This is a genomic window from Polaribacter sp. HA6-7, assembly GCF_055693625.1.
The window spans coordinates 2790606-2816011 of sequence record NZ_CM146338.1 but is presented as its reverse complement, the minus strand read 5'-3'; the positions used below and the strand labels follow the sequence as shown (position 1 = coordinate 2816011).

The 25406-nt window shown below is 30.1% G+C and carries 21 protein-coding genes and 5 pseudogenes; 18 read left to right on the top strand and 8 right to left on the bottom strand.

Going from position 1 to position 25406, the window contains the following annotated elements:
* Positions 1-98: 98 nt before the first annotated feature.
* Together ACZ1HD_RS15710 and ACZ1HD_RS15705 are read left to right on the top strand one after the other, a co-directional pair.
* Positions 99-1835, top strand: coding sequence for a TonB-dependent receptor plug domain-containing protein (locus tag ACZ1HD_RS15710; protein WP_472687977.1), 1737 nt, complete (start codon positions 99-101; stop codon positions 1833-1835).
* Positions 1721-2401: a TonB-dependent receptor domain-containing protein gene (locus tag ACZ1HD_RS15705; RefSeq protein ID WP_472687976.1), complete on the top strand. Its 681-nt coding sequence runs from the start codon at positions 1721-1723 to the stop codon at positions 2399-2401. The genes ACZ1HD_RS15710 and ACZ1HD_RS15705 overlap by 115 nt, the downstream gene beginning before the upstream one ends.
* A gap of 3 nt (positions 2402-2404) precedes the next feature.
* On the opposite strand, the gene ACZ1HD_RS15700 is transcribed toward ACZ1HD_RS15705, so the two are convergent.
* From ACZ1HD_RS15700 to ACZ1HD_RS15675, 6 genes and pseudogenes are all read right to left on the bottom strand, one after another.
* A complete protein-coding gene (locus ACZ1HD_RS15700; RefSeq protein ID WP_472687975.1) occupies positions 2405-2764 on the bottom strand; it encodes an SdpI family protein in 360 nt (119 codons plus the stop codon).
* A gap of 2 nt (positions 2765-2766) precedes the next feature.
* Positions 2767-3637: pseudogene (locus ACZ1HD_RS15695) on the bottom strand (acyl-CoA thioesterase).
* On the bottom strand, positions 3638-4258 hold the full coding sequence (locus tag ACZ1HD_RS15690) for a hypothetical protein (RefSeq protein ID WP_472687974.1): 621 nt from the start codon (positions 4256-4258) through the stop codon (positions 3638-3640).
* A 255-nt stretch (positions 4259-4513) separates the two neighbouring features.
* The gene (locus ACZ1HD_RS15685; protein ID WP_472687973.1) at positions 4514-4810 is read right to left on the bottom strand and encodes a hypothetical protein; all 297 of its coding nucleotides are present in this window, start codon (positions 4808-4810) and stop codon (positions 4514-4516) included.
* A 1-nt stretch (position 4811) separates the two neighbouring features.
* Positions 4812-5183: a metallophosphoesterase family protein gene (locus ACZ1HD_RS15680; protein WP_472687972.1), complete on the bottom strand. Its 372-nt coding sequence runs from the start codon at positions 5181-5183 to the stop codon at positions 4812-4814.
* Entirely contained in the window at positions 5180-5704 is a 525-nt protein-coding gene (locus tag ACZ1HD_RS15675) for a hypothetical protein (RefSeq protein ID WP_472687971.1), read from the bottom strand. Before ACZ1HD_RS15675 ends, ACZ1HD_RS15680 begins: the two co-directional genes overlap by 4 nt.
* Before the next feature lie 196 nt (positions 5705-5900).
* Here ACZ1HD_RS15675 and ACZ1HD_RS15670 point away from each other — a divergent pair, with 196 nt between their 5' ends.
* The 16 genes and pseudogenes from ACZ1HD_RS15670 (at position 5901) to ACZ1HD_RS15595 (ending at position 22428) form a co-directional block, all read left to right on the top strand.
* Positions 5901-7016 carry an efflux RND transporter periplasmic adaptor subunit gene (locus tag ACZ1HD_RS15670; protein WP_472687970.1) on the top strand — a complete coding sequence of 372 codons (1116 nt, stop codon included), beginning with the start codon at positions 5901-5903 and terminating at the stop codon, positions 7014-7016.
* 3 nt (positions 7017-7019) lie between these two features.
* Positions 7020-10243: pseudogene (locus ACZ1HD_RS15665) on the top strand (efflux RND transporter permease subunit).
* Position 10244: 1 nt separating this feature from the next.
* The gene (locus tag ACZ1HD_RS15660; protein WP_472687969.1) at positions 10245-10487 is read left to right on the top strand and encodes a hypothetical protein; all 243 of its coding nucleotides are present in this window, start codon (positions 10245-10247) and stop codon (positions 10485-10487) included.
* Entirely contained in the window at positions 10487-10963 is a 477-nt protein-coding gene (locus tag ACZ1HD_RS15655) for a TolC family protein (protein WP_472689378.1), read from the top strand. The genes ACZ1HD_RS15660 and ACZ1HD_RS15655 overlap by 1 nt, the downstream gene beginning before the upstream one ends.
* A complete protein-coding gene (locus tag ACZ1HD_RS15650) occupies positions 10960-11586 on the top strand; it encodes a TolC family protein (protein ID WP_472687968.1) in 627 nt (208 codons plus the stop codon). The genes ACZ1HD_RS15655 and ACZ1HD_RS15650 overlap by 4 nt, the downstream gene beginning before the upstream one ends.
* Before the next feature lie 63 nt (positions 11587-11649).
* Complete coding sequence (locus ACZ1HD_RS15645) at positions 11650-11781, top strand: hypothetical protein (RefSeq protein WP_302849547.1); 132 nt, start codon at positions 11650-11652, stop codon at positions 11779-11781.
* A gap of 79 nt (positions 11782-11860) precedes the next feature.
* Positions 11861-12493: a Crp/Fnr family transcriptional regulator gene (locus tag ACZ1HD_RS15640; protein ID WP_472687967.1), complete on the top strand. Its 633-nt coding sequence runs from the start codon at positions 11861-11863 to the stop codon at positions 12491-12493.
* Between the two features lie 49 nt (positions 12494-12542).
* Positions 12543-12962, top strand: a complete 420-nt coding sequence (locus ACZ1HD_RS15635; protein ID WP_472687966.1) for a heme-binding domain-containing protein — start codon at positions 12543-12545, stop codon at positions 12960-12962.
* Positions 12940-13542 carry a Tll0287-like domain-containing protein gene (locus tag ACZ1HD_RS15630; RefSeq protein WP_472687965.1) on the top strand — a complete coding sequence of 201 codons (603 nt, stop codon included), beginning with the start codon at positions 12940-12942 and terminating at the stop codon, positions 13540-13542. Before ACZ1HD_RS15635 ends, ACZ1HD_RS15630 begins: the two co-directional genes overlap by 23 nt.
* Before the next feature lie 8 nt (positions 13543-13550).
* Positions 13551-13847: a thioredoxin gene (trxA, locus tag ACZ1HD_RS15625; RefSeq protein ID WP_472687964.1), complete on the top strand. Its 297-nt coding sequence runs from the start codon at positions 13551-13553 to the stop codon at positions 13845-13847.
* Positions 13848-14002: 155 nt separating this feature from the next.
* Entirely contained in the window at positions 14003-15358 is a 1356-nt protein-coding gene (locus tag ACZ1HD_RS15620; RefSeq protein ID WP_079737516.1) for a cytochrome ubiquinol oxidase subunit I, read from the top strand.
* Positions 15359-15368: 10 nt separating this feature from the next.
* A pseudogene (cydB, locus tag ACZ1HD_RS15615) lies at positions 15369-16405 on the top strand (cytochrome d ubiquinol oxidase subunit II).
* 125 nt (positions 16406-16530) lie between these two features.
* Positions 16531-17841, top strand: a complete 1311-nt coding sequence (locus tag ACZ1HD_RS15610) for a TolC family protein (protein WP_472687963.1) — start codon at positions 16531-16533, stop codon at positions 17839-17841.
* 8 nt (positions 17842-17849) lie between these two features.
* A pseudogene (locus tag ACZ1HD_RS15605) lies at positions 17850-18929 on the top strand (efflux RND transporter periplasmic adaptor subunit).
* A 108-nt stretch (positions 18930-19037) separates the two neighbouring features.
* A pseudogene (locus ACZ1HD_RS15600) lies at positions 19038-22239 on the top strand (efflux RND transporter permease subunit).
* A gap of 3 nt (positions 22240-22242) precedes the next feature.
* Positions 22243-22428: a YgaP family membrane protein gene (locus tag ACZ1HD_RS15595; RefSeq protein WP_472687962.1), complete on the top strand. Its 186-nt coding sequence runs from the start codon at positions 22243-22245 to the stop codon at positions 22426-22428.
* Between the two features lie 54 nt (positions 22429-22482).
* On the opposite strand, the gene ACZ1HD_RS15590 is transcribed toward ACZ1HD_RS15595, so the two are convergent.
* Together ACZ1HD_RS15590 and ACZ1HD_RS15585 are read right to left on the bottom strand one after the other, a co-directional pair.
* On the bottom strand, positions 22483-22872 hold the full coding sequence (locus tag ACZ1HD_RS15590; protein WP_472689377.1) for an outer membrane beta-barrel protein: 390 nt from the start codon (positions 22870-22872) through the stop codon (positions 22483-22485).
* Positions 22794-25115 carry an outer membrane beta-barrel protein gene (locus tag ACZ1HD_RS15585; RefSeq protein ID WP_472687961.1) on the bottom strand — a complete coding sequence of 774 codons (2322 nt, stop codon included), beginning with the start codon at positions 25113-25115 and terminating at the stop codon, positions 22794-22796. The genes ACZ1HD_RS15590 and ACZ1HD_RS15585 overlap by 79 nt, the downstream gene beginning before the upstream one ends.
* Positions 25116-25406: the final 291 nt, after the last annotated feature.

The following is a 25406-nucleotide window of genomic DNA, read 5'->3' as shown; positions in this document are numbered from 1 at the left end:
AAGTTAAAGTTTTAGACGAGCAAACAGGTAAAATTGTTAAAAATGTTAGTGTTTTTAATGATAACCAAACAATTAATCTAACTACCAATAAGTTTGGTTTGGTAGATGTTTCTGATTTTAAAGAGAACGAATATGTTGTTTTCTCTCACTTAGCATACGCTGTTTTAAGAGTCAAAAAATCTGTGCTAAAGAGTAAGAATTATGTTATTTCTTTGGCAAAAGAGTCAGAGCAGTTAGATGAAGTTGTACTTTCATTATTTAAAAAAGAAGAAAAAGCATACAGGATAGCAGAACAGGTTGCGGTTTTAAATACTAAAGATATTCAAAATATATCACCACAAACGTCTGCAGATTTATTGGCAACAATACCTGGTATAAAAGTTCAAAAATCTCAATTTGGTGGCGGAAGTCCGGTAATTAGAGGTATGGAATCTAATCGCGTTTTATTAGTTGTAGATGGTGTTAGAATGAATAATGCAATTTATAGAAAAGGACATTTACAAAGTTCTATTACGGTTACACCAAATATTTTAGATAAAACAGAAGTAGTATTCGGACCATCTTCTGTTCTTTACGGTTCAGATGCTTTAGGAGGTGTTATTCATTATTATACAAAAACACCAAAGTTATCAGAAGAAAAGGAAGTTAAAAGTCAGTTTTTTTCTAGGTTTTCTACTGTTAATCATGAAATTACTACAAATGTTACTGCAGAAATTAGAAACAAAAATTGGGCTTCTTTAACAAGTGTTTCTTATAGTGATTTTGGCGATTTAAAAGCTGGTGAAAATAGAAGGCATGGTTTTGATGATTGGGGAAAAGTATTCTTTTACTCTGAAAATATTAACGGAAATTATAAAGAGAATCCTACACCAAATTTAGATCCAAATTTGCAAAGAAATTCAGGTTACAATCAAACAGATGTTTTGCAGAAGTTTTTTGTGCCTTTAAATAAAAACGCAGATTTAAAAATTAATTTACAATACTCTACTACATCAAATATACCAAGGTTTGACAGGTTAACAGAATTAAGTGGCGGAACGTTAAAATTTGCAGAATGGTATTATGGTCCGCAAGAACGATTGTTAATTTCGTCTCAATTATTATTTGATGCCAACAAAAATTGGTTAGAAAAAGGAGTTATTACTGCTGCGTATCAGAATCTGCAAGAAAGTAGAATCCAAAGAAAATTTGGTAGTTTAGAGCGTTCTTATAGAGAAGAATCTGTAGATGTTTTTAGTTTGAATGGAGATTTTTCTGTGTCTTTAACAGAAGATAAAAAAAGAACACTTTCTTATGGTTTTGAATTGGCTTATAACGACGTCGGTTCAAATTCTTACGGAAGAGAATTAAATATAGAAAACAATCAAATTAATGGTTTTTCTAACAATTTTAAAGTACAATCTCGTTATCCTGATGGTGGAAGCAGTTATTTGAGTTCTGCTGTTTATGTTGATTATAGACAAGATCTTAGTGCTAAATCTACTTTAAACTCCGGCTTAAGATTTACAAACACCCATTTAGAAGCAAAATGGATAGATCAAACATTTATTCAGCTACCAGAAACAGATATTGAAGCAAATCATTCTGCAGTTACGGCAACTTTAGGTTACGTTTTTAAACCTAATAAAAATTGGCAAATAAATAGCGTTTTATCATCTGGTTTTAGATCACCAAACATAGATGATGTTGGTAGAGTTAGAGAAAAATCGGCAATGTTACAGTGCCAAATATTAATGTTACACCAGAATATGCGTATAGTGCAGAACTTGGTATTCAAAAATACTTTAATAACAAAAGATTCCGATTTGGTGCAAATGTCTATTACACATTATTAGATAATTATATTCAAAGAGATTTTGTTTACAACGCAGACGGTAGTGTACAACAAGTAGAGTTTGATGGCGAATTTGGAAACGCTGTTTCTAATCAAAATAAAGAAACTGCTTATATTACTGGGTTTACAGCAAACTATTTAGGTAAAATTTCTGATGTTTGGAATACAACAGGCTTTATTACTTACACTAAAGGACGTACCTATGACACAGAAGAACCAATGTCATCTATTCCGCCGTTATTTGGTCAATTTGGTGTAAACTATAAAGTAAATAAAATAGAATTAGGTGCAGCTGTTAGATTCAATGCCAAAAAAGATATAGAAGATTTTAATATTACAGAAGGTATCGATAACCACGATTTAACACCAATTGTTAACGAAAACGGTGCTACAGCATCAGATATTTACTTTGGCACACCAAGTTGGGCTACTTTAGGTTTAAATGGTAGATATGATGTTAATAATAATGTGTCTGTGCAAGCAAGATTAGATAATTTACTAGACGAACATTATATAGAATTTGCTTCGGTGTTGCTTCTCCTGGTAGAAACTTATCAATTTCTTTAATGGCTACTTTTTAAGCTTTTTCTTTTTTCCTTCATCCGTAAAGTTTTCGTTTAAAGCTTTTTCTGTTTTTACGATACTTACAATTACAGATAAAAAAACAAAAGCCATTGGTTGCCAAGTTAAATTAGCGTTTAATAAAGTTGTAAAAGCTAAACAAGCAATAAAAGACAAACCTGCGTAAATTAACAGACTTCTATTAAAAGTGCTGTTTGCAAAATCCCAAATTTGCTGATTTTGCATCGCTTTAGGTGTTTTATAGCCGTAAATACTATTAATTTTTTTGGGTGGAAATTTCCAAAAAATTATACTTAATAAAAACAGTAAACCGTTGGTTGTTAATATGTATAATATAGCATCGTTCATAATTATTTTTTCTTTTTAGGTCTTAACAATCCTTCTTGTGCAAAAGATGCTATTAATTTACCGTCTCTTGTAAAAATATTTCCTCTAGATAAACCTCTAGCGCCAAAAGCATTTGGTGATTCTGCTGTAAAAAGCATCCAATCTTTAAAGTCAAAATCTCTAAAAAACCACATAGAATGATCTAAACTTGCAGTTTGCGTGTTCCCAAAATTATACTTGCTTGCATTTGGGTTAAAAGCTGCATTAAGTATGTTATAATCAGAAATATATGTAAGGATTTCTAGTTTTGTTCTAAAATCTAGATTTTCAGGTTTACCTTTTAAGCGAAACCAAACTTGCTCTGTAGGTGGCAAGTTTTTTGGATCTAAAGGATTTGGAACTCTAATAGGTTTAAACTCTATTGGTCTTTTAACGTTTAAAAATTCTTTAGTAGATTTTGGTAAGAAATCTCCAAATTTAACCAACATATCATCCCAACTTAAAAGTTCTTCGGGTTGTTTTATGTCTTTATCAAAATTAGCTTGATGCTCAAAACCTTCTTCTTGCTGATGAAAAGAAGCTGCAAGTATAAATATGGTTTTATCATGTTGTATTGCAGTTACTCTTCTTGTAGAAAAGCTTCCGCCATTTCTAACTTCTTCAACCTTATAATTAATAGGAACCTTTAAATCTCCTGCTTCTAAAAAATAACCATGTAAAGAATGTAAAAATCTATTTTCTCGGAATTGTTCTATGTGCAGCATTAACGGCTTGTGCCAAAACTTGTCCGCCAAAAACTTGCGGGCTACCAATAGTATAACTATTACCGCTAAATATATTTTCGCCTACTTTTTCTAGATTTAAAAGTTTTATTAATTCTTGTATAGTTTGCATTTAACTTTGTTTTTTAAAAGGAAATTTTTGTTGAAACGGTGTTGGTTGAACTCTTTGCAAAAATAACTTTAAAATTTTGTTTTTTATAGTTTTCTTATGACGAAGATACATTGTTAAATTTTGTGGTGTTGCGCCTACAGAACTTTTAATCTCGCTTGCTGTTCGTCCGTAATTAATAGTGTTTAAATTGTTTTTTATGGCAATTTCTATATAATTATAAAGCATTCTTTGGTAAATAGCATACCCTCTATTTAATTGATAATCGATACCAACAAAATGTGCATCTAAAGCATTTTTATTAATAACACCAGATATAAAACCAACCACTTCACCATTTAAACAATAGGTTTTTAAAATATAATTGTCACCTAGTTTTTCTTTTAAACTTATGTAAGTTTCTAAATTGAAATCTACCAAATTAAAACTAGCATTGGTAGCTACTTTGGTATACAGAGATTTTATTTTAGGTAAAATATTTTCTATGGATGCAAGCGTAACATCTTCAATTACCAATTCTTTACTCAGTTTAAAAGCTTTTTTTGCTTTTACCCTAAACTTTGTTTTTAATGAAGCTAAATAATCATCAAAATTTAACCAATTTGTATCTAATTTTAAAACCATATTTGGTTCTACTGAAAAAGGATGATAATTGTATAATTTTAACTTGTTTGTTATGTTTATAGAAGCATCGACAAAGTCTTTTATTAAAAAAGCATCAATTTGTTTTTTTAATTTTTTATCAGAATTTACAAAGTGATAAATACTAGCAGCTAGTTCTTTAACTACAGCTTTTTTATCTTGATTATTTTTGATGAATACACCGTGTTCTCCGCTAACAAATGTATTACCACATATTAACAGTTTTAAAGGTTTTGTTTACGGAAAAAGATGCAGTTTTCTGCCAATATTCTTTAAAAAATCAAAATTATCTTTTATAGATTTTAAGTGAAAATCTACTATTTTTAAACTAGCAAAAGCAATAGGATTTTTTAAATTATCAACTAAAATAATATAAGAAAATGTAATTTTTGGATGATTTATCTCTAAAGATTTTAAAAATTTAGGATTAAAATATAAGTTGTCTAAACAACCTAACTCTTTTAAGGTTTCAGACGGAATTTCATCAATAGAAGAGAAATAAAGTGCCGTATTTGTATTCGTGCAACAAATCAAATTAATTTATATAATGTGTTAAGTTTTCCGGCCCTTCTAAAATGGTTCTTTTTATTTGCATTGTGCCATTATTGTTGGTTATTATGTGCCACTTTATAAGTGTAATTTCATTGTTTTCTATTTCTATACCCGTTATAGATCTTGGATGTACGCAGCTACCATCATTAAAAAAAGGGATTTCACTTTTATCGGGAAAACGTGGCCTATGTGTGTGTCCGGTAATCATCATTTGATTATTATTTTCCATAATCCATTTTTCTAATTTGTGCTCTACTTTTATACGTTCTTTAAAATTTTGAGCCGGACTTGTAGGGTCTGAAAAACCTAGTATTTGTAATGGTTTCCATAGTGTTTTTACTAAAAAACTGCTCAATCTCCAAAAAACATAATTAAACCAATCTGCTTGATGTCCGTGTAATAAAAAATCCCTTTTCCGCTATTTTCATCTTCTAAAACGATTGCTTCAGAAAAAGAGGCACCAATTAGTAGCTCTTTTTGTGTATCTGTTACAGAGTCGTAATAATAATGTAAATTCTTACGAATTGTTGCCGGGTTTTTGTATTTCATGTCATGGTTTCCCCAAATAAAATGCAACCTATTATCATCATTAAACTTTTTAAGCAACATGTAAATATGTTTGTTTGCTCTAAAAATTCTTTCAAAACGTCTGTTTTCCCATAACTCATCGCCATCACCTAATTCTATATAAGTAAAATTATTAGTGTAGTAATGTTCTAAAGCATGCTTAAACATATTTCTATTTCTAGCAAAATCGTCTGCAAAGCCATTGTTACCTCTATGAGAATCACTAAAAAACACAAATTTGGAATCTGTATTAAAACAAATTCTTTTAGCATTTTTAAAAGCACGAGAAATCCTTTTGTTAGAAGACATTTATATATTTTTAGATGATATAAAGATGCTAAAAAAAGTGAGTTTCTAGAAGAACTAATTTTATTAGTAAATTATAACGTTTCTTTAACATAGTTGGTTTTAAACTTTACCAAATAGCTAGAGTCATAAAAAGTATCTTTGTGCCAACCACAAGAAAACTTTTTACGAACTATTAAAAAGTGAAACGAAACCAATTATGAGAAAAGTTATTCTAGCCATTCTAGGAGTATTAAGTATTGCAGGAGCAATATTATTAGGAAATTACCTTATTGATAAGAATCAAAAACCAAAACCAAAGTTTAAAAAACAAATAAAAACTGTATTTGTAGAAAATGTAGAGAATAAAGAAATTCCTATTATTTTATCTGCTAGCGGTAACTTAACTGCAAAAAATAAAATAGAAATTTTCTCTGAAGTACAAGGTGTTTTAAAAACTTCAAATAAATTATTTAAACCAGGTACAAACTATTATAGAGGCGAAACGCTTTTAAGTCTTAATAATGATGAGTTTTACGCTAGTTTACAATCTCAAAAAAGTAATTTATATAATTTAATTACTGCTATTTTACCAGATTTAAGATTAGATTATCCTAACGAGTTTAGCAAATGGGAATCTTATTTGAAGGGTTTTAATATGAACAATTCTACACCTAAAATTCCTGAGTTTTCTTCGGATAAAGAAAAGTATTTTATTTCTGGTAGAGGTATTATAACAGCTTATTACAATGTAAAAAATTTAGAAGTTCGTTTGTCTAAATATAAAATTAGAGCACCTTTTTCTGGTATTTTAACAGAAGCATTAGTTAGTCCGGGTTCTTTGGTAAGAGTTGGGCAAAAGTTGGGTGAATTTATTGACCCAAGTGTTTATGAAATGGAAGTTTCTATAAATTCTGAATTTGCAGATTTACTAAAAGTTGGTAATTCTGTAACACTAACAAATCTAGAGAAAACCAAAGAATATACAGGTAAAGTAGTACGAGTAAATGGTAAAGTAGATCAGGTTTCGCAAACAATTAAAGCGTTTATCGATGTAAAACATAAAGATTTAAAAGAAGGGATGTTTTTAGAAGCAAACTTGGTTGCTAAATCAGAATCTGATGCAATTGAAATTCCTAGAAAATTATTAATAGATAATACCGCAGTTTACACAGTTAAAAACGATAGTATTTTGAGCTTAGTTTCTGTGCAACCAGTATATTTTGGAACAGATAAAGTTGTGATTAAAGGAATCGAAAATGACGCAAAAATTTTAACGCAAACTTTACCAGGAGCTTTCGACGGAATGGTTGTAAAAATTAATAAAAAGAAGTAAACTATGAAAAAAATCATTACTTATTTTATTAAATACCCGGTTGCTGTAAATGTAATGATTCTTGCATTTATTATTTTTGGAGCGGTTGGTGCAATTAGCATGAAATCTTCTTTTTTCCGCTAGTAGATTCGCAACTTATTCAAATAAGTTTAGCGTATCCTGGTGCTTCACCAGCAGAAATGGAAGAAGGTGTTGTTTTAAAAATTGAAGACAATTTAAAAGGAATTGTTGGTGTAGAAAGAGTAACATCTGTTTCTAGAGAAAACTCTGCAAGTGTAAACATCGAAGTAGAAAAAGGTAAAGATATAGATGTTGTTTTATCTGATGTTAAAAATGCAGTAGATAGAGTTCCGTCTTTTCCTTCTGGTATGGAACCCGCAGTAATTGCAAAGGTAGAAAGTATAAGACCAACAATAAGTTTTACGGTTAGTGGAGAAAATGTTCCTTTAAAATCATTAAAACAATATGCTAGAAATGTAGAAAACGATATACGAGGTATCGAAGGAATTTCTCAAGTAGCAATTTCTGGTTTTCCAGACGAAGAAATAGAAATTTCTGTTAGAGAGAACGATTTGCGTTCTTACAATATGTCTTTTACAGAGGTTGCAAATGCCATAAGAAACTCTAATATTTTAATTACTGGTGGTAACATAAAAACATCCGAAGAAGATTATTTAATTAGAGCAAGTAACCGTTCTTATTATGGTGTAGAGCTTCAAAATTTAATAGTTAGAACGTCTACCGATGGTAATATTATTCGATTAAAAGATATTGCAAAAGTTAACGATACTTGGTCTGAAACGCCAGATAGATTGTATTACAACGGTAATTTAGCAATTAATGTTACGGTAAGTAATACAAATAACGAAGACTTAATTAGTTCTGCAGATAAAATTAAAGAATACATTCATAAATTTAATCAGCAACAACAAAACGTACAATTAAATATTTCTAGTGATGCTTCTATTACACTAAATGGTAGAACTAAATTATTAATAGAAAACGGAGTTGTAGGTATTTTATTGGTGTTGTTTTTCTTAGCGTTATTTTTAAATTTAAGATTGGCAATTTGGGTAGCATTTGGTTTGCCTGTTGCATTTTTCGGGATGTTTATTTTTGCTGCTCAGTTTGATGTAACAATCAATGTATTATCATTATTTGGTATGATCATCGTTATTGGTATTTTGGTTGATGATGGTATTGTGATTGGAGAGAATATTTATCATCATTATTACGACTTAGGAAAATCTAAAATAAATGCCGCAATTGATGGGACAATGGAAGTTATTCCGCCAATTGTATCTGCTATTTTAACTACAATTATTGCATTTTCTACATTCTTTTTTGTTGATGGTAGAATAGGAAGCTTTTTTGGTGAAGTTTCTACAATTGTATTATTAACATTAACGGTTTCTTTGGTAGAAGCATTGGTTATTTTACCGGCGCATATTGCACATTCTAAAGCTTTAGAAAGAAAAAGAGAAGAAAACGGAGAAGAGAAAAAACCAATGTTATCGATGCTTTCTTTACAAAAGTAAACAAAGCAGCAGATAGGTTGTTAATGAAATTAAGAGATACTTTTTACATGCCTTTTTTAAAGTTCTGTTTGCAAAACAAAGTTTTTGCATTGTCTTTACCAATTGCGCTTGTAATATTTAGTATTATGGCAATGAATGCAGGTATTGTAAAACAAGCGTTTTTTCCAAGAATAGCAAGTGATAGAGTTCAGATAGCTTTAACAATGCCGCAAGGTACTAACGAGCAAATTACAGATTCTATAATATCGTCTATAGAAGAAAAAGTTTGGTTAACAAACACAGAATACACAGAAAAACAAACAGGTAATATTTCTGTAGTAGAAAATGTTATTAAAAGAATTGGACCTGGTAGTGCAAACGCAACTTTAACGGTAAATCTTTTACCTGGTGAAGCCGAGATTTCTCGTCACCGGAAATTACAAATTCTATTAGCGATAAAGTTGGTAAAGTTTATGGTGTAGAAAGTTTAACTTTTGGTTCACGGTGGTAATTTTGGTGGAAGTCCGGTTGCTGTTTCTTTATTAGGTAATAATATTAGCGAGTTAAAAGCAGCCAAACAAGAGCTTAAACAAGAGTTAGAAAACAATGCACTTTTAAAAGATATTGCAGATAATGATCCTGCCGGAATTAAAGAAATTCAAATTACTTTAAAAGATAATGCGTATTTATTAGGCTTGAATTTGCAAGCAATAATGGCGCAAATTAGATATGGTTTCTTCGGATTTCAGGCACAAAGATTTCAAAGAGGTCAAGATGAAATTAAAGTTTGGGTTCGTTATGATAAAAAAGATAGATCTTCTATAAAGAATTTAGATGACATGCGAATTTCTACACCTTCACGGTACTCGAGTTGCATTTTCTGAAATTGCAAATTATACAATAGCTAGAGGAGATATTGCAATAAATCATTTAAAAGGTAAAAGAGAAATTCAAATTACAGCAGATTTAAAAGATCTAGAAACAAGTGCTACAGAAATTTTAGATGATATTAAAACAAGGGTAATGCCAGAAATAATATCTAAATATCCAACAGTTTCACCGTTATATGAAGGTCAAAATAGAGAGGCTAAAAAAACTACAGATTCTGTAAATGTTGTTGGGCCTATTATTTTATTACTAATTTATATTGTAATCGCATTTACGTTCCGTTCTTATAGCCAGCCAATTTTATTAATAATCATGATTCCTTTTAGTATGATTGGTGTAGTTTGGGGGCATTACTTTCATAATTTTCCAATTGGTATTTTATCCTTTTTAGGAATTATTGCCTTAATAGGAATTATGGTAAACGATGGTTTGGTATTAATTGGTAAGTTTAATAATTACCTTAAAGAAGGCATGAAATATGATGATGCTTTAATTGCTGCAGGTCAATCTCGTTTTAGAGCAATATTTTTAACGTCTTTAACTACAGTTGCTGGTTTAGCACCTTTATTATTAGAAAAAAGTAGACAAGCACAATTTTTAATACCAATGGCAATTTCAATTTCTTATGGTATTGCAATTGCTACTGTTTTAACGTTGGTTATGTTGCCTATTTTACTTTCTGTATCTAACTCTATTAAAGTAAAGGCTAAGTGGTTAAAAACAGGAGAACCTGTAACAAAAGAAGAGGTAGAAAGAGCAATTATAGAAGCCAAAGTAGCTGAAGAAGAACAAACTCTTAAGATTAATTCAAAAGAAGAATAATATGAGATTGGTAAGAAAAACAATATTAGCAGTCGTTTTTTTATCGACTTTACAAATGGTTTCTCAAGAAATTTTAACCAAAGAAAAAGCGCTAGAAATAACATTAGAAAATAATTTCGGAATTAAAATTGCCAAGAATAACTTAGAAATTGCAGAGAACAATACAAGTATTTACAATACTGGTAAATTACCAACTGCAACTTTTAATTCGGTGCAAACTATAGTAGGAACAATCAAAGTTTAATTTTTACGGATAGAGATACTGGTGATGATTCTGAAATATCTGGTAATGGTGTTGTAGCAAAAACATACAATGCATCACTTGCTGTAAACTATACAATTTTTGATGGTTTTGGTCGTAAATATAATGTAGAGCAATTAAAAGAAACCTATAACTTAACAGAGTTACAAGCTAGAGAAACGATAGAAAATACATATTTGCAATTGTTTACAACGTATTTTCAAATTGCTCGTTTATCAGAAAATACAGACAACTTAACAGAAGCACTTACCATTTCTAAACAGCGCTTGCAACGTGCCCAATATCAATATGATTATGGTCAATCTACCAAATTAGAGTTTTTAAACGCGCAAGTAGATGTAAATAATGATAGTATTTCTTTAATCGCAGCAAAACAACAATTAAACAATGCAAAACGTGGTTTAAATGTTATTTTAGGTAAAAAAACGATGCAAATTTTTCTGTTGAAACAGAAGTGACTTATAATAAAATGTTAAGCTTTAATGATTTAAAAAATAAAACATTAGAAAATAATTCGCTTTTAAAACAGAATGAAAAAAACATTGCTATAAGTGAGTTTAATATCAAAATTAACAAAGCAAGTTATTTACCGTCTTTAAATTTTAATGCTTCTTATGGTTATAATAGAACCAGAAACGAGAATTTAATCAATCCTTTTGGGGCAAAATTAATTACGTCTGATGGTTTAAATGCGGGTGTTAATTTAACATGGAATATTTTTGATGGAGGTTCAACAAAAACAAGAATTGCCAATTCTAAGATTGCTCTAGAAAATCAGCAAATACTTTTAGAACAACAAAAAATAACTATAGAAAATAATCTAAAGAATACTTGGGAAAATTATCAAAATCAGTTATTTATTTTAAAAGCTCAAGAAACAAATGTTTTAACTACAGAGAATAACTTTAAAAGAACACAAGAGCGATACAAACTAGGGCAAGTAACCTCAATAGAGTTTAGACAAGCTCAAATAAATCTTATAAACTCTAAAACGGCATTAAATAATGCAAAATATGACGCGAAATTAATTGAACTTCAATTATTACAATTAAGCGGAGATATTTTAAACGTAGATTTTTAAAACCTGATTTATATCATAAATTTTAAAGTCCATAGTTTTTAGTTTTGTAGCAAACTTAAAATTATGGACTTTTTAAATTTTCCGCTAGTTTCTTGGGTAAACGGTACAGTTATGATTGGTGTATTTGCTGTTGTAGTAATCGGTTTAATAGCAGCAATTTTTTTATTGATAAATTCAGATAAGAAAGTAAAATAATCAAACTTAAATCTTTAATAGGTTTAAAATACTTTGCGTAAAATCATTTTATTATTTTTATACTTTTAAAATTTATAAAATGGCAGACGAATTAGCTACTAATTTTGGATATCTTTTTGAAGATAGTTTAATACAAGAAATTACAGAAATAGGTGTTTCTAAAGCTTATAAAGCAGAGTCTACAATTATAGACCGAGGAGATTACATAACTTCGATGCCATTATTACTTTACGGAGCTATAAAAATACTTAGAGAAGATGAAAAAGGAGAGGAGCTAGTTTTGTATTATTTAGAAAAAGGAGATACTTGTGCCATGACACTTTCGTGCTGTATGGGACAAACAAAAAGCAAAATAAGAGCCGTTGCAGAAACAGATGTAGAGTTAATAATGTTGCCAAAAGAAAAGATGACCGCATGGTTAAGCTCTTATAAATCTTGGCAATCTTTTATTTTACAAAGTTACCACAACCGAGTAGAAGAACTTCTTGTTGCAGTAGATACTATTGCTTTTTTAAAGATGGACGAGCGCCTTTTTAAGTATTTAAAAGACAAAGCTATGGTTACACATAATGATGTTTTACAAGTAACTCACAAACAAATTTCAGACGATTTACACACTTCTAGAGTTGTAATTTCTAGATTGTTAAAAAAGCTAGAGAATGAAAGTAAAATTCAACTTTTTAGAAACAATATAAAGGTTCTAGAACTGTAACATTGGTTACTGTACAAAAGAAAATTAGAGCCTATTTTTGTAAAAAAAGATGAGATTACTTACATTATTACTAGTATTCATACTATTTTTCAGTTGTAAAGATAATAACAGGCCTTCTTACTCTAAAAAAGAAGTAATAACTTCTAAAAACATTCAACAACCGGAAGGTAAAAAACTTATGGAAAACAAGTGCTATGTTTGTCATAGTCCTTCTGCTTCGCATGATGATAGAATTGCACCTCCTATGATTGCTATCAAAAAACATTATATTTCTTCAGAAACCACTAAAGAGAAGTTTATAGAATCTTTACAAAGTTTTGTAAAAAATCCTACTAAAGAAACTTCAAAAATGAGAGGTGCTGTAAGAAGATTTGGTCTAATGCCTAAACAGGTCTTTGCAGCAAACGATATTAAAAAAATTGCTGAATATATTTATGATAATAATATTGAACAACCGAGAATGGTTTGAGTCTCATTTTAATGAAGAAAGAAGTAAAGGAAAGGGAAAAGTAAAAACGAAAGGGAAGCAAGACCATAAAATGGGTGAAAATTTTAAAGATTTACCAAATTCTGAGAGAGGTTTGCAATATGCTCTTTCTACAAAAGCAGTTTTAGGCAAAAATTTAATGAGTAAAATTCAAAAAGAAGGTACACTAGAAGCGTTAAAATTTTGCAACGTAAAAGCATATCCTTTAACAGATAGTATGTCTGTTTTTCACAAAGCAACTATTAAAAGAGTTTCAGATAAACCTAGAAACCCTAAAAATGCCGCTAATTTAGAGGAGTTGAAAATAATTAATTTATTTAAAAAGGATGTTGCAGTAAATAAAGAATCAGAGCCAATAGTAGTAGAAACTGTAAACAATATAAATGTTTATTACCCTATTAAAACAAATAGTATGTGTTTGCAATGCCATGGATCTCCTAAAAAAGAAGTTACAGAAAACACGCTTTCTAAATTAAAAGAATTATATCCCAAAGATCAGGCTTTGGGTTACAATATAAATCAAGTTCGTGGAATTTGGAATGTTTCATTTAATAAAAAATAGTTTTAAACATGAGTAAATTTTCAGAAATAATAGATCAAGAAAAACCTGTTTTAGTCGATTTTTTTGCAGAATGGTGTGGCCCTTGTAAAATGATGAGTCCAATTTTAAAACAAGTTAAAGATGTTTTAGGCGACAAGGTTTCAATTATTAAAATAAATGTTGATAAAAATCAATCATTAGCTTCAAAATATCAAGTTAGAGGAGTGCCAACTTTTATGGTTTTTAAAGAAGGGGAACAGCTTTGGCGACAATCCGGAGTTTTACAAACAAAAGAATTGGTTGAAATTATAAAAAGATTTAGTTAACTCTAAAGCACTTGTGTAGGCAAGTGCTTTTTTTATGAGTTTATATTTTAATAATTGAAGTATTGTAAACTTTATTAAACACGATAAAATGTAATATTTGTTACATTAAAAATCATAGAAAGATTTTACATTTACTGTATATTTAATTCATTATCATGGATACAGAAATTTTAGCACGAATTCAGTTTGCATTCACAATTGCCTTTCACTATATATATCCACCTTTAAGTATAGGAATAGGATTTATTATGGTAATAATGGAAGGTTTATATTTAAAAACGGGTAATAAACATTATGAAATTTTAACTCGTTTTTGGTTAAAAATATTCGCTATAACTTTTGGTATAGGTGTTGCTACCGGAATTATTATGGAGTTTGAATTTGGTACCAATTGGTCTGTTTATTCGAAATATGTTGGTGATATTTTTGGTAGTGCATTAGCAGCAGAAGGCTTGTTTGCATTTGGTTTAGAAAGTACCTTTTTGGGTATTTTAATTTTTGGATGGAACAGAGTATCACCGAAAGTACATTTTATTTCAACTATTGGTGTTTTTTTAGGTTCTATGTTTTCTGCAGTTTGGATTGTTGTAGCCAATAGTTGGCAACAAACTCCTGCAGGTTATCATATTGTAGGTGAAGGTTTAAATGCTAGGGCAGAAGTTACCGATTTTTGGGAAATGGTTTTTAATCCATCTAGTGTAGATAGAATTATTCATGTATGGCAAGGAGCTTTTTTAGCAGGTGCTTTTTTGGTTTTAAGTGTTCATGCCTATTATCTTTTAAAAGGACGATATATTACAATTTCTAAAAAAGCATTTAAAATTGCTTTAGCTGTGGCAACTATTATCTCTTTAACACAATTAGTTTCTGGACATAGTTCTGCGGATGGTGTTGCAAAAAATCAGCCAGCTAAATTAGCAGCAATGGAAGGGCATTATGAAAAATCGGCGCCGGCAGATTTGTATCTTTTTGGTTGGGTAGATAACGAAAGTCAAGAAGTTACAGGTTTAGCTTTACCTGGTGGATTATCCTTTTTAGTACATCAAGATTTTGAAGCACCAGTTACTGGCTTAAATGCTTTTCCAGAAGAAGACAGACCAGGACAAGTAAATGCAGTTTTTCAGTTTTATCATATCATGATTGCTATCGGAATGTTTTTAATCGCATTAACATTATATGCAAGTTTTTTATGGTGGAGAGGAAAATTATTCGACAAAAGATGGCTTTTACATATTTTTGCATTCTCGGTAATTTTACCGCAAATAGCCAATCAAGTAGGTTGGTTTGCTGCAGAAATGGGTAGACAACCTTGGATTGTTTATGGGCATTTAAGAACCAACGAAGGCTTTTCTCAAGAAGTATCATCAAATCAAATTCTCTTTTCGTTAATCCTATTTTTAGTAGTTTATACGTTATTATTTCTTTTGTTTATTTATTCTCTGCATAAAAAAATAAAGCATGGTCCTTATGATGAAGCTAAAAATCCTAATGAATTTTTAAAACATGTTTAACGCTATACTTATGGAAACTTTTTTAGGGGTAGATTACCCAACGTTATGGTATTTAGTGGTTGGATTATTATTTTCCGGATATTCTATTTTAGAAGGTTTTGATTACGGTGCAGGAGCATGGCATTTATTTTTAAGAAAAGATTTAAGTAGACGTGTTGCTATAAATGCAATTGGGCCTCTTTGGGATGCAAACCAAGTTTGGTTAATTATTGGCGGTGGTGCTTTGTTTGCAGGCTTTCCAGTAATGTATGCAACTATGTTATCTGCAATGTATATTCCGTTTATGCTATTTTTAGTTTTATTGGTATTACGTTCTTCGGCTATTAAGTTTAGAAGTTCAGAAAAAATGATGTGGTGGCGAAAAACATGGGATATTATTTATTTTGTTTCCAATACTTTAATAGCTTTTCTATTGGGTGTTGTTTTAGGAAATGTACTGCAAGGGTTTGAAATAGGAGAAAATTATAGCTACAAAGGCGGGATATTTTTTGCTTTTTTAAGTCCGTATGCAATTATGGTTGGTTTCACAACCTTGTCTATTTTTATGACTCAAGGTGCCATTTTTTTATTATTAAAAACAGAAGGACGTTTGTATGCAAGATTAACATTTTTACTTAAAAAAGGAATGGTTTTTTTATTCTATCATTTACAGTAACGTCTTTTTATACTTTGGTTTTTTTACCAGGAGTTACCGATAAATTTAAAGAATACCCTGTATTTTTTATTTTACCAATTCTTGCTTTTTTAGCAGTAGCAAATGTACCAAGATTGGTTTCTAAGAAAAAATATGGCAATGCTCCGGTTTTTTCATCGTTAACAATGGCGTTTTTATTAATGCTAGTTGCTTTTCAATTGTACCCTGTTTTATTGCCTTCTACCATAGACCCTAAATTTAGTGTTACTATTTATAATGCAGCATCATCTCAAAAATCTTTAGGCATTATGTTAACAATTGTTTTAATTGGAGCGCCGCTTTTAGCAGGATACTTTTTGTTTTTATATAAAACTTTTCACGGTAAGGTAAAGTTAGATGATACAAGTTATTAGAAACTACCTTAGTTTTTAATTAAAAAGCACTTAAATCTCTATGGTTTAAGTGCTTTTTCTTTAGTAACTAATGTTACTAAAAAAAGATTTTATTCGATTTAGCTTTGTACTGTAAAATAGAATAGATGAATAAAATAATAAAAAGTGTATTTGTAATTGTGTTGTTGTTTTCTAAACAATTACCTGCACAAGAAATAATTTCGATTGGTAAGTCTGAGGTCTTGTCTAAAATATCTGAAAACAATTTATCATTAAAAATTTCTAAAGAAGACTTTAATGCAGCAAAAGCAGATTACAATCAAACCAATGCAGTCTTTTTACCAAACATTACAGCAAGTCATACTGGTATTTCTACAACGAATCCTTTGATGGCTTTTGGGTCTAAATTAAATCAAGAAATATTAACGCAAAACGATTTTAATCCAGCATTATTAAATGACCCTGCAACTACTAGAAATTTTGCTACAAAGATAGAAATTCAGCAACCAATAATAAATCTTGACGGTTTTTATCAAAGAAAAGCAGCCAAATCTAAAATGGAAGCAATGTCTTTAAAAACAGAAAGAATGCAAGATTACTTGGTGTTTGAAGTAGATAAAGCATACATGCAATTGCAATTAGCTTATAAAGCAGTAGACGTTATAGAAAAAGCACTAAAAGCGGCCACTGCAAACAAACAAATGGCAGATAATAGTTTTAAACAAGGGTTTTTACAGCGAGCAGATGTTTTAAATGTTGAGGTAAGAGTTACAGAAGTTAAAAACCAATTACAAACTGCAAAAAGTAATGTGCAAAATGCCTCTAATTATTTGTCTTTTTTAATGAATGATAAAAACTACGTCGTTTATAAACCAACAGAAACCTTATCAGTGGTTAGTTTTAATGTTGATGATAAAAAAATATCAGAAAACAGATCTGATATCAAAGCAATGGAACTTGCTTTAAAAGGATTTGAAGCAATGAATAAAGCAGATAAAATGGCTTTTTTACCTCGTTTAAATGCTTTTGGTAGTTATGAAATGTATGATAATAAAGTGTTTCAAGGAAATGCAAACGGATATTTAATTGGTGTACAATTAAGTTGGGATTTGTTTCAAGGATCTAAACGTTTTGGAAAAGCTAAAAAAAGTAAAGCTGAATTCGAAAAATCAAAATTAGAATACAATCAATATGTGTCTAAAAGCAATTTAGAATTAAACAAAGTAAAACGCCAATTAGTAGATGCTAAAAATAGATTAGAATTAACAAGTTTAGCAATACAACAATCTGAAGAATCTTTAAGAATTAGAAAAAATAGATTTAAAGAAGGATTAGAAAAAACATCTGATTTGTTAATGGCAGAAACTCAATTTGCTAAAAAGCAATTAGAATATTACCAAACAATTTTCGAATACAATTTTACACTAAAATATTTAGAATTTTTAACTAAAGAATAATCATTAAAATGAAAAAATATATCTACATAATCGCGTTTTTATCTGCATCAATATTTATTACAAGTTGTGGTAGCGAAGAAAAAAAGCAGCAATAGATACTACTCCTGCAATTAAAATTTCGATAAATAAAGTTGCTGTAAATAGTAATAGCCAATTTTTGTCTGTAAGTGGTAAAATTCAAGCAGCAAATAGTACAGACTTAAGTACCGTAATGATGGGCTACGTAAAAAAAGTACACGTAAATGTTGGCGATAAAGTAAGAAAAGGTCAGTTGTTAGTTTCTATTAATAATACAGATTTAGAAGCTAAAAAAGGACAAGTGAATGCAGGAATAATTCAAGCAAAAGCGGCTTTTAAAAATGCTGAAAAGAATTACAATCGTTTTAAAAATTTATTTGTAAGCAACAGTGTTACTCAAAAAGAAATGGATGATATGACTGCAAATTACGAAATGGCAAAAGCCGGTTTAGAATCTGCAAATCAAATGAAAAATGAAATTAATGCACAGTTTACGTATTCTAATATTACGGCTCCTTTTAGTGGTGTAATTACAAGTGAAAATGTAGAAAACGGAGACATGGCAAACCCAGGAATGCCTTTAATTGGTTTAGAAACACCTAAAGTTTTTGAGGTGATTGCAATGGTGCCAGAATCAGAAATATCAGAAATTGACAAAGGAATAAACGTAAATGTATTAGTAAAATCGATTGATACAACTCTAAAAGGAAAAGTTACAGAAGTAAGTTCTTCTGCAAAAAACACTGGAGGACAATATTTAGTGAAAGTAGCTTTAGAAAAAACAGATGCAAATATTTTATCTCGGTATGTTTTCTACGGTTCAGTTTCCTGTAGAAAGAAAAGTAAAATCTGAGTTGGTTTTAATTCCTTTAAAAGCAGTAGTTAAAAACGGACAATTATCCGGAGTTTATACAGTAAGTGAAAGTAACACAGCAATTTTACGTTGGTTACGTTTAGGTAGAACTTATGGAAATGAAGTTGAAGTTTTATCTGGTTTAAATGCAGATGAATCTTATATAGTTTCTGCTGAAGGAAAATTATTTAACGGAGCAAAAATTACAATTCAATAACTAACATTCCGCGTTAAGGATAGCAATGGAAATCCTTTTTTTGCTGCCATTTATGGCAAAAAAAGATTGAAATGGATAGCCTGTTAAAACGCCCAAAAAATAAATAATATGAAAGAAGGTTTAGCTGGTAAAATTGCAAAAGTCTTTATAGGATCTAAACTTACAGTGCTTCTAATGATCGTTTTTATGGTTGTTGGTGTATATGCTTCGTTTTTAATTCCTAGAGAAGAAGAGCCACAAATTGATGTGCCAATGGCAGATATTTTTGTGGGTTACCCAGGCGCAAGTCCTACGGAAGTAGAAAATAGAGTTGTAAAACCTTTAGAGAAATTAATTTCTAATATTAAGGGTGTAGAGTATGTGTATGCCACTGCTATGAACGAAAAAGCGATGGTAATTGTTCAGTTTTATGTAGGCGAAGACATTGAGCGTTCGTTTGTAAAATTGTATAATGAAATTAACAAACATATGGATCAAATGCCACAAGGTGTTACGTTTCCGTTAGTTAAAACACGTGCTATTGATGATGTGCCAATGTTAGGTTTAACGTTGTGGAGTGAAAATTACAGTGATTATCAAATTAGCCAAATGGCGCAAGAGTTAGAAACAGAAATTAAGAAAGTAAATGATGTTTCTATTACACATAAAATAGGTGGAAGAAACAGACAATTGCGTGTGGTTTTAGATAAAGATAAGTTGGCTGCTAGTGGATTAGATTTCTTATCTGTTTCTGAAATGATAAAAGCCAATAATACACAATTAAGTTCTGGTAGTTTTGATAAAAACGATACTGAGTTTTTAGTAAATACAGGTAAATTTTTAGCTTCTGTTAAAGATGTAGAAAATTTGGTGGTTGGCGTGCAGCAAAATTTACCAATTTATTTAAAACAGATTGCAACTATTGTTGACGGACCAGAAATTTCACAAAACTATGTGTCTTTAGGTTTTGGACAAGCAAGTGATAAAGCTCAAACATATAAATCTGAATATCCTGCAGTAACGATTTCTGTTGCTAAAAGAAAAGGAGCAGATGCAATGAAAATTGCAGAAGTAGTTTTAGATAAAGTAGCTCATTTAAGAACTACTTTAATACCAGATGATGTTCATGTAGAAGTAACAAGAAATTATGGGGAAACAGCTTCTCATAAAGTATCAGAATTATTATTACACCTTATTGGTTCTATCATTGCAGTAACACTTGTAGTGATGTTAGCTATGGGTTGGCGTGGTGGATTGGTCGTGTTTTTATCTGTGCCAATTACATTTGCTTTAACATTGTTAAGTTACTATATGTTAGATTATACTTTAAACAGAATTACGCTTTTTGCATTGGTTTTTGTTACAGGTATTGTAGTTGATGATTCTATTATTATTGCAGAAAACATGCACAGGCATTTTAAAATGAAACGCTTGCCTTTTAAACAAGCTGCATTATATGCAATTAATGAAGTTGGTAACCCAACAATTTTAGCAACATTTACTGTAATTGCTTCTGTTTTACCAATGGCTTTTGTATCTGGTTTGATGGGGCCTTATATGGCGCCAATGCCAATTGGAGCTTCAATTGCAATGATTTTATCTTTATTTGTAGCATTAACAATTACACCTTATTTAGGATATATTTTCTTAAGAGAAAAAGACAAAAAAGGAGTAGAAGAAAAATCAGAAAAACCTTTAGAGCAAACCTTTATTTATAAAGTTTACAATAAGTTAGAAAGACCTTTGTTAGAAAATGCAACCAAAAGATGGTTGTTTTTAGGAGGAACATTCTTTGTTTTAATTGCAACTATGGGATTATTTGTAACCAATTCTGTTGCAGTAAAAATGTTGCCTTTTGATAATAAAAACGAGTTTCAGGTGGTAATAGATATGCCGAAGGAACAACTTTAGAAAGAACAGGCGTTGTTACACAAGAAATTGCTCAGTATTTATCTACAAGACCAGAAGTGGTGAATTATCAAAATTACATTGGTACTTCTGCACCAATAACTTTTAATGGATTAGTGCGTCATTATGATTTACGTGGTGGATCTAATATGGCAGATATTCAGGTGAATTTGGTTGATAAAGGAGACAGAACAATTCAAAGTCATGGAATTGCTAAGTTGCTTAGACCAGAAATTCAGAAAATTGCAAAAAAATACAATGCAAATGTAAAATTGGTAGAAGTTCCACCAGGACCTCCAGTATTATCGACAATTGTTGCTGAGGTCTACGGACCAGATTATAAAGAGCAAATTAGAATAGCAAACGATGTTCAGAATATCTTAAAAAATACCAATGATGTTGTAGATATTGATTGGATGGTAGAAGCAGATCAAAAAGAATATCAATTTGAAATAAATAAAGAAAAAGCAATGCTGTATGGTGTTGCGCCACAGCAAATTGCATATACCATGAATATGGCTTTATCTAACAGAGCAATAACAACTTTATATGATGAAGATGCTGTAAATCAAGTTGGTTTGGTGTTGAGTTTAGATGAAAAAGAAAAATCTACCATTTCAGATATTTCTCAATTAAAAGTAAAATCTAAAATGGGAAATATGGTTCCTATTGCAGATTTGGTTGAAATTAAAGAAACAATTGCAGAAAAAAGTATCTACAGAAAAAACCAAAAACGTGTTGTGTATGTTATGGCAGATATGGCTGGAGAATTAGAAAGTCCTGCTTATGCAATTCGGGAATGGAAAAGAAATTGAATGCAATTGAACTTCCTGAAGGATATAAATTAAACGAAATGTATTTAGGACAGCCAGATTACGAAGACGATTATACTGTAAAATGGGATGGAGAATGGCAAATTACCTTAGAGGTTTTTAGAGATTTAGGAATTGCTTTTTTAGGCGCAATTATTTTGATTTATATTTTGATTGTGGGTTGGTTTCAAAACTTTAAAGCACCAGTTGTAATGATGGTTGCAATACCACTTTCTTTAATAGGAATTGTTTTAGGACACTGGATTATGGGCGCATTTTTTACAGCAACATCGTTTATTGGAATGATTGCTTTAGCCGGAATTATGGTGCGAAACTCCGTTTTATTGATAGATTTTATCAACTTAAGGCTAGAAGAAGGTGTCCCGCTAAAACAAGCGGCAATAGAAGCAGGAGCTGTAAGAACAACACCAATTTTATTAACTGCGGGTACAGTGGTAATAGGAGCCTTTGTAATTCTTTTTGATCCAATTTTTCAAGGATTGGCAATTTCGTTAATGGGAGGTACAATTGTTTCTACTGTGTTAACATTATTGGTTGTGCCATTAGTTTATTATATGATAGAAAAAAGAATTATAAATAAAAACAAGTAAATTATGTTGAATAAATATTTTAGAGTTATAGTTGGTTGTATGGTACTTTTAATGGTTTTATTAACTTATTATGTAAGTATTAAATGGTTGTGGTTTGGTGTGTTTATTGGTGTAAATATGATACAATCAGCATTTACAAAATGGTGTTTGTTAGAAACTATTTTGAAGAAATTAGGAATTAAAAAATAATAAAAAAGCCCGATAAATTAATTTATCGGGCTTTTTTTAAGTATTATATTGATTTTATCCTCTATATCTTCTTCTATTTCCTCCTTCGAATTTCTTACCAGCGCTACCTAAACTATTAAATTTCCAGGTAAAAGATAACATTGCGTATTGATTTAAAACCGTACTCGAAGAATCTTGAATGTAATCTTCTGTTGCAACTCTTCTTGCATTGGTGTTTTGATCTAAAATATCATAAACTTTTAAACTAATAGCACCTTGGTCTTTTAAGATAGAATAGCGTAAAGTTGTGTTCCAGAACCAAGCACTTTTTTGAAAACCATCTGCAATATTAGGGTTGTAATTATAGTTGATGTCATTTCTCCATTCTAATTTTTTTGGTAAAAATGTCGCAGTTTGTATGGTGACATCATGACTAACAAAATTTCTATCTTCAAAACTTTCGATATCATATTTGTTGTTATTGAATGAAATTGAATATTCGGCCTAATTTGAAGTACCTTATCCCAATTAAAATCAAAACCAATTCTAGGTGAAATAGTAGCCGTTTTACTTGAGTATTGAATTCCGTTATTAAAGTTGATGTTTTTATTATAGTTACCAAAAACTCTAAATTCTGTTCTTAAACTTCCAAAATCTTCCCACTTTTTTGTAGTGCTATAACTTCCTCCTGCTCTAAAACTATAAAAGCCATCTACATTTGCATAAGTTGTTTCTCTAATTAAAGAGTTAGGGTCTATGATAGTTTTTGCAACAACTCTATCATTTGTAAAAGTTAAGTTTGCAAAAGACCAAAAACCAGTTCTTTTTTGCCAATTAAAATTAGAAGCACCAAAGTTTAAAGAATGTGTTTTAGAAGGCGTTAAAGATGGGTTACCAGTCACAATATTTAAAGGATTAGATTCATCTCTAAAAGGTTGTAACTGCGATAAACTAGGGGTGTTATTTCTAAAACGATATCTTAAACGATACCTGCTACTTCTACTTTCTCTAAAACGCACACCAAAACCATATTCTAAATTATTAAAATCTCTAACTAAATTTGTTTCTGGTCTTAAAAAATCTACGTTTTCTAAAGTTCTATTTACTTGAGCTATTTCTGCCGATGCAGACCATTTATCATTTCTAAACTCTAACTCTAAACTTGGTCTTTTCGTTTTATCTAAATACTCGAAATCTGTACTTAATAAAGTACTAAAACTTGTAAAATCGTTAGTGGCTTCCTCAAAATCGAAAGTACTACGTTTTGTTTTCGTTTTTGTGTTGCCATATGCATAAGCAACATCTAAAAATAATTTATTGGCCATAATTGGTAAACGGTATGTAAATTCACTACCAATTTCTTTTACCTCTGTTTTTCCGTCAGAATATTGATTTCTGATAATTTGATCAGGATTAGAGCCATAAATATTTGTTTCAGATTTTACAAAATCATCTGTTTTATTATCGCTAAAATTTGCTGTTACTTCTGCTCTTATAAAGGCACCTTTACTTCCAAACCTCTTAGAAAAGTTAATTTCATTATCAAATTGATTTCTATCAGAATCTGCAACAGAATTTGTTTCAGAATCGTTGGTAAGTGTTCTATCATTATTTAAACTTTCTGAAATACTGTTAAAAGTATTTGTATTTAAGTTCTTGTTAAAATCAGATTCAATATCTATTCTAAAAGTACTATCAATTTCAATTTCAAAATCGATACTTGCATCGTGGCTATCGCTTTCGTTTACAGAATTACTATTAGAATTTCTAAAAAAACTTTCACCGTTAGATAAAAACGTTTCTCTATTGTTAGAAGAAGTGTTTTTAGACTCACTGTTTTTGTAAAAATAATCTCCGGAAAATTCAAAAATTTTCTTGAACACGTTAATGTAATTTACACCATAATTATTTGATGTAATAATACCTTGTCCGCCACCAAAACTTCTATTATTACCACCAAAACGAAGTCTTTGATTACCAAAACTAAAACCTGGCGAGTTTATATTGTTTCCACCGGCTAAAAGTCCTATTCGTTCACTTTGTTCAAAACGAGTTCCTAAACCAGCATACTCATAACGATCATCTGTACCTATACCCGCAGCTACTTTACCAAAATAACCTTTATTGTTTTCTTTCTTTATGGTTAAGTTTATTGTTTTATTTTCTCCATCAGAATCTTCGCCAGCAAATGCTTGTGCGTTGGTTTTTGTATCAGAAATCTGAATTTTCTCTATAATTTCTTTTGTTAAGTTTCTAGTTGTAATTGTAGGGTCGTTACCAAAAAAAGGTTTACCATTTACAAGAATTTTATTTACTTCTTTACCGTTTACAGTAATTGTACCTTCTGCATCTACTTCTACACCTGGTAATTTTTTAAGTAAATCTTCTACATTAGCATCTGCTTTTGTTTTAAATGATTTTACATTAAATTCTACCGTATCTTTTTTAATAGTAATTGGCGCAGAAGATCTAATAACAATAGCATCTAAAGTATTGGCAGATTTTAGATATAATGTACCAACGTTTTGATTTTTTACATCTATAATTTTAGAATATGACTCGAAACCAATAAAAGAAACTACTAACTTTAATTTAGAATCGCCTGTATTAGAAACAATTTTAAAATCTCCTTTGGCATCTGTAATTGTATAAGAAACAATGCTGCTATCTTTTAACCTTTCTACATGTACGGTTGCAGATTCTAACATTTCTTTATCTTCTGCAGATTTTATGATTCCGCTAATTGTAAAGTCTTTTTTTGCGAATAGGTTAAAGATGTCGCTAAAAAAGCAATTAAAAGTAATATTTTTTTCATTTGAGTTTGTTAGTATTATTTTGCAAATATTTAACTAATAAGTAGAAGTTTTTGCCATTTAACAGAACTTTATGAATACTTTAAGGAACTTTAACGGCTTTAATTTCTGATGAGTTACTAATAGAAATTTTAAATGATCTTATTTAAAATGTACTTTTGTTAAACTAATAAAAAGAAGATTTTA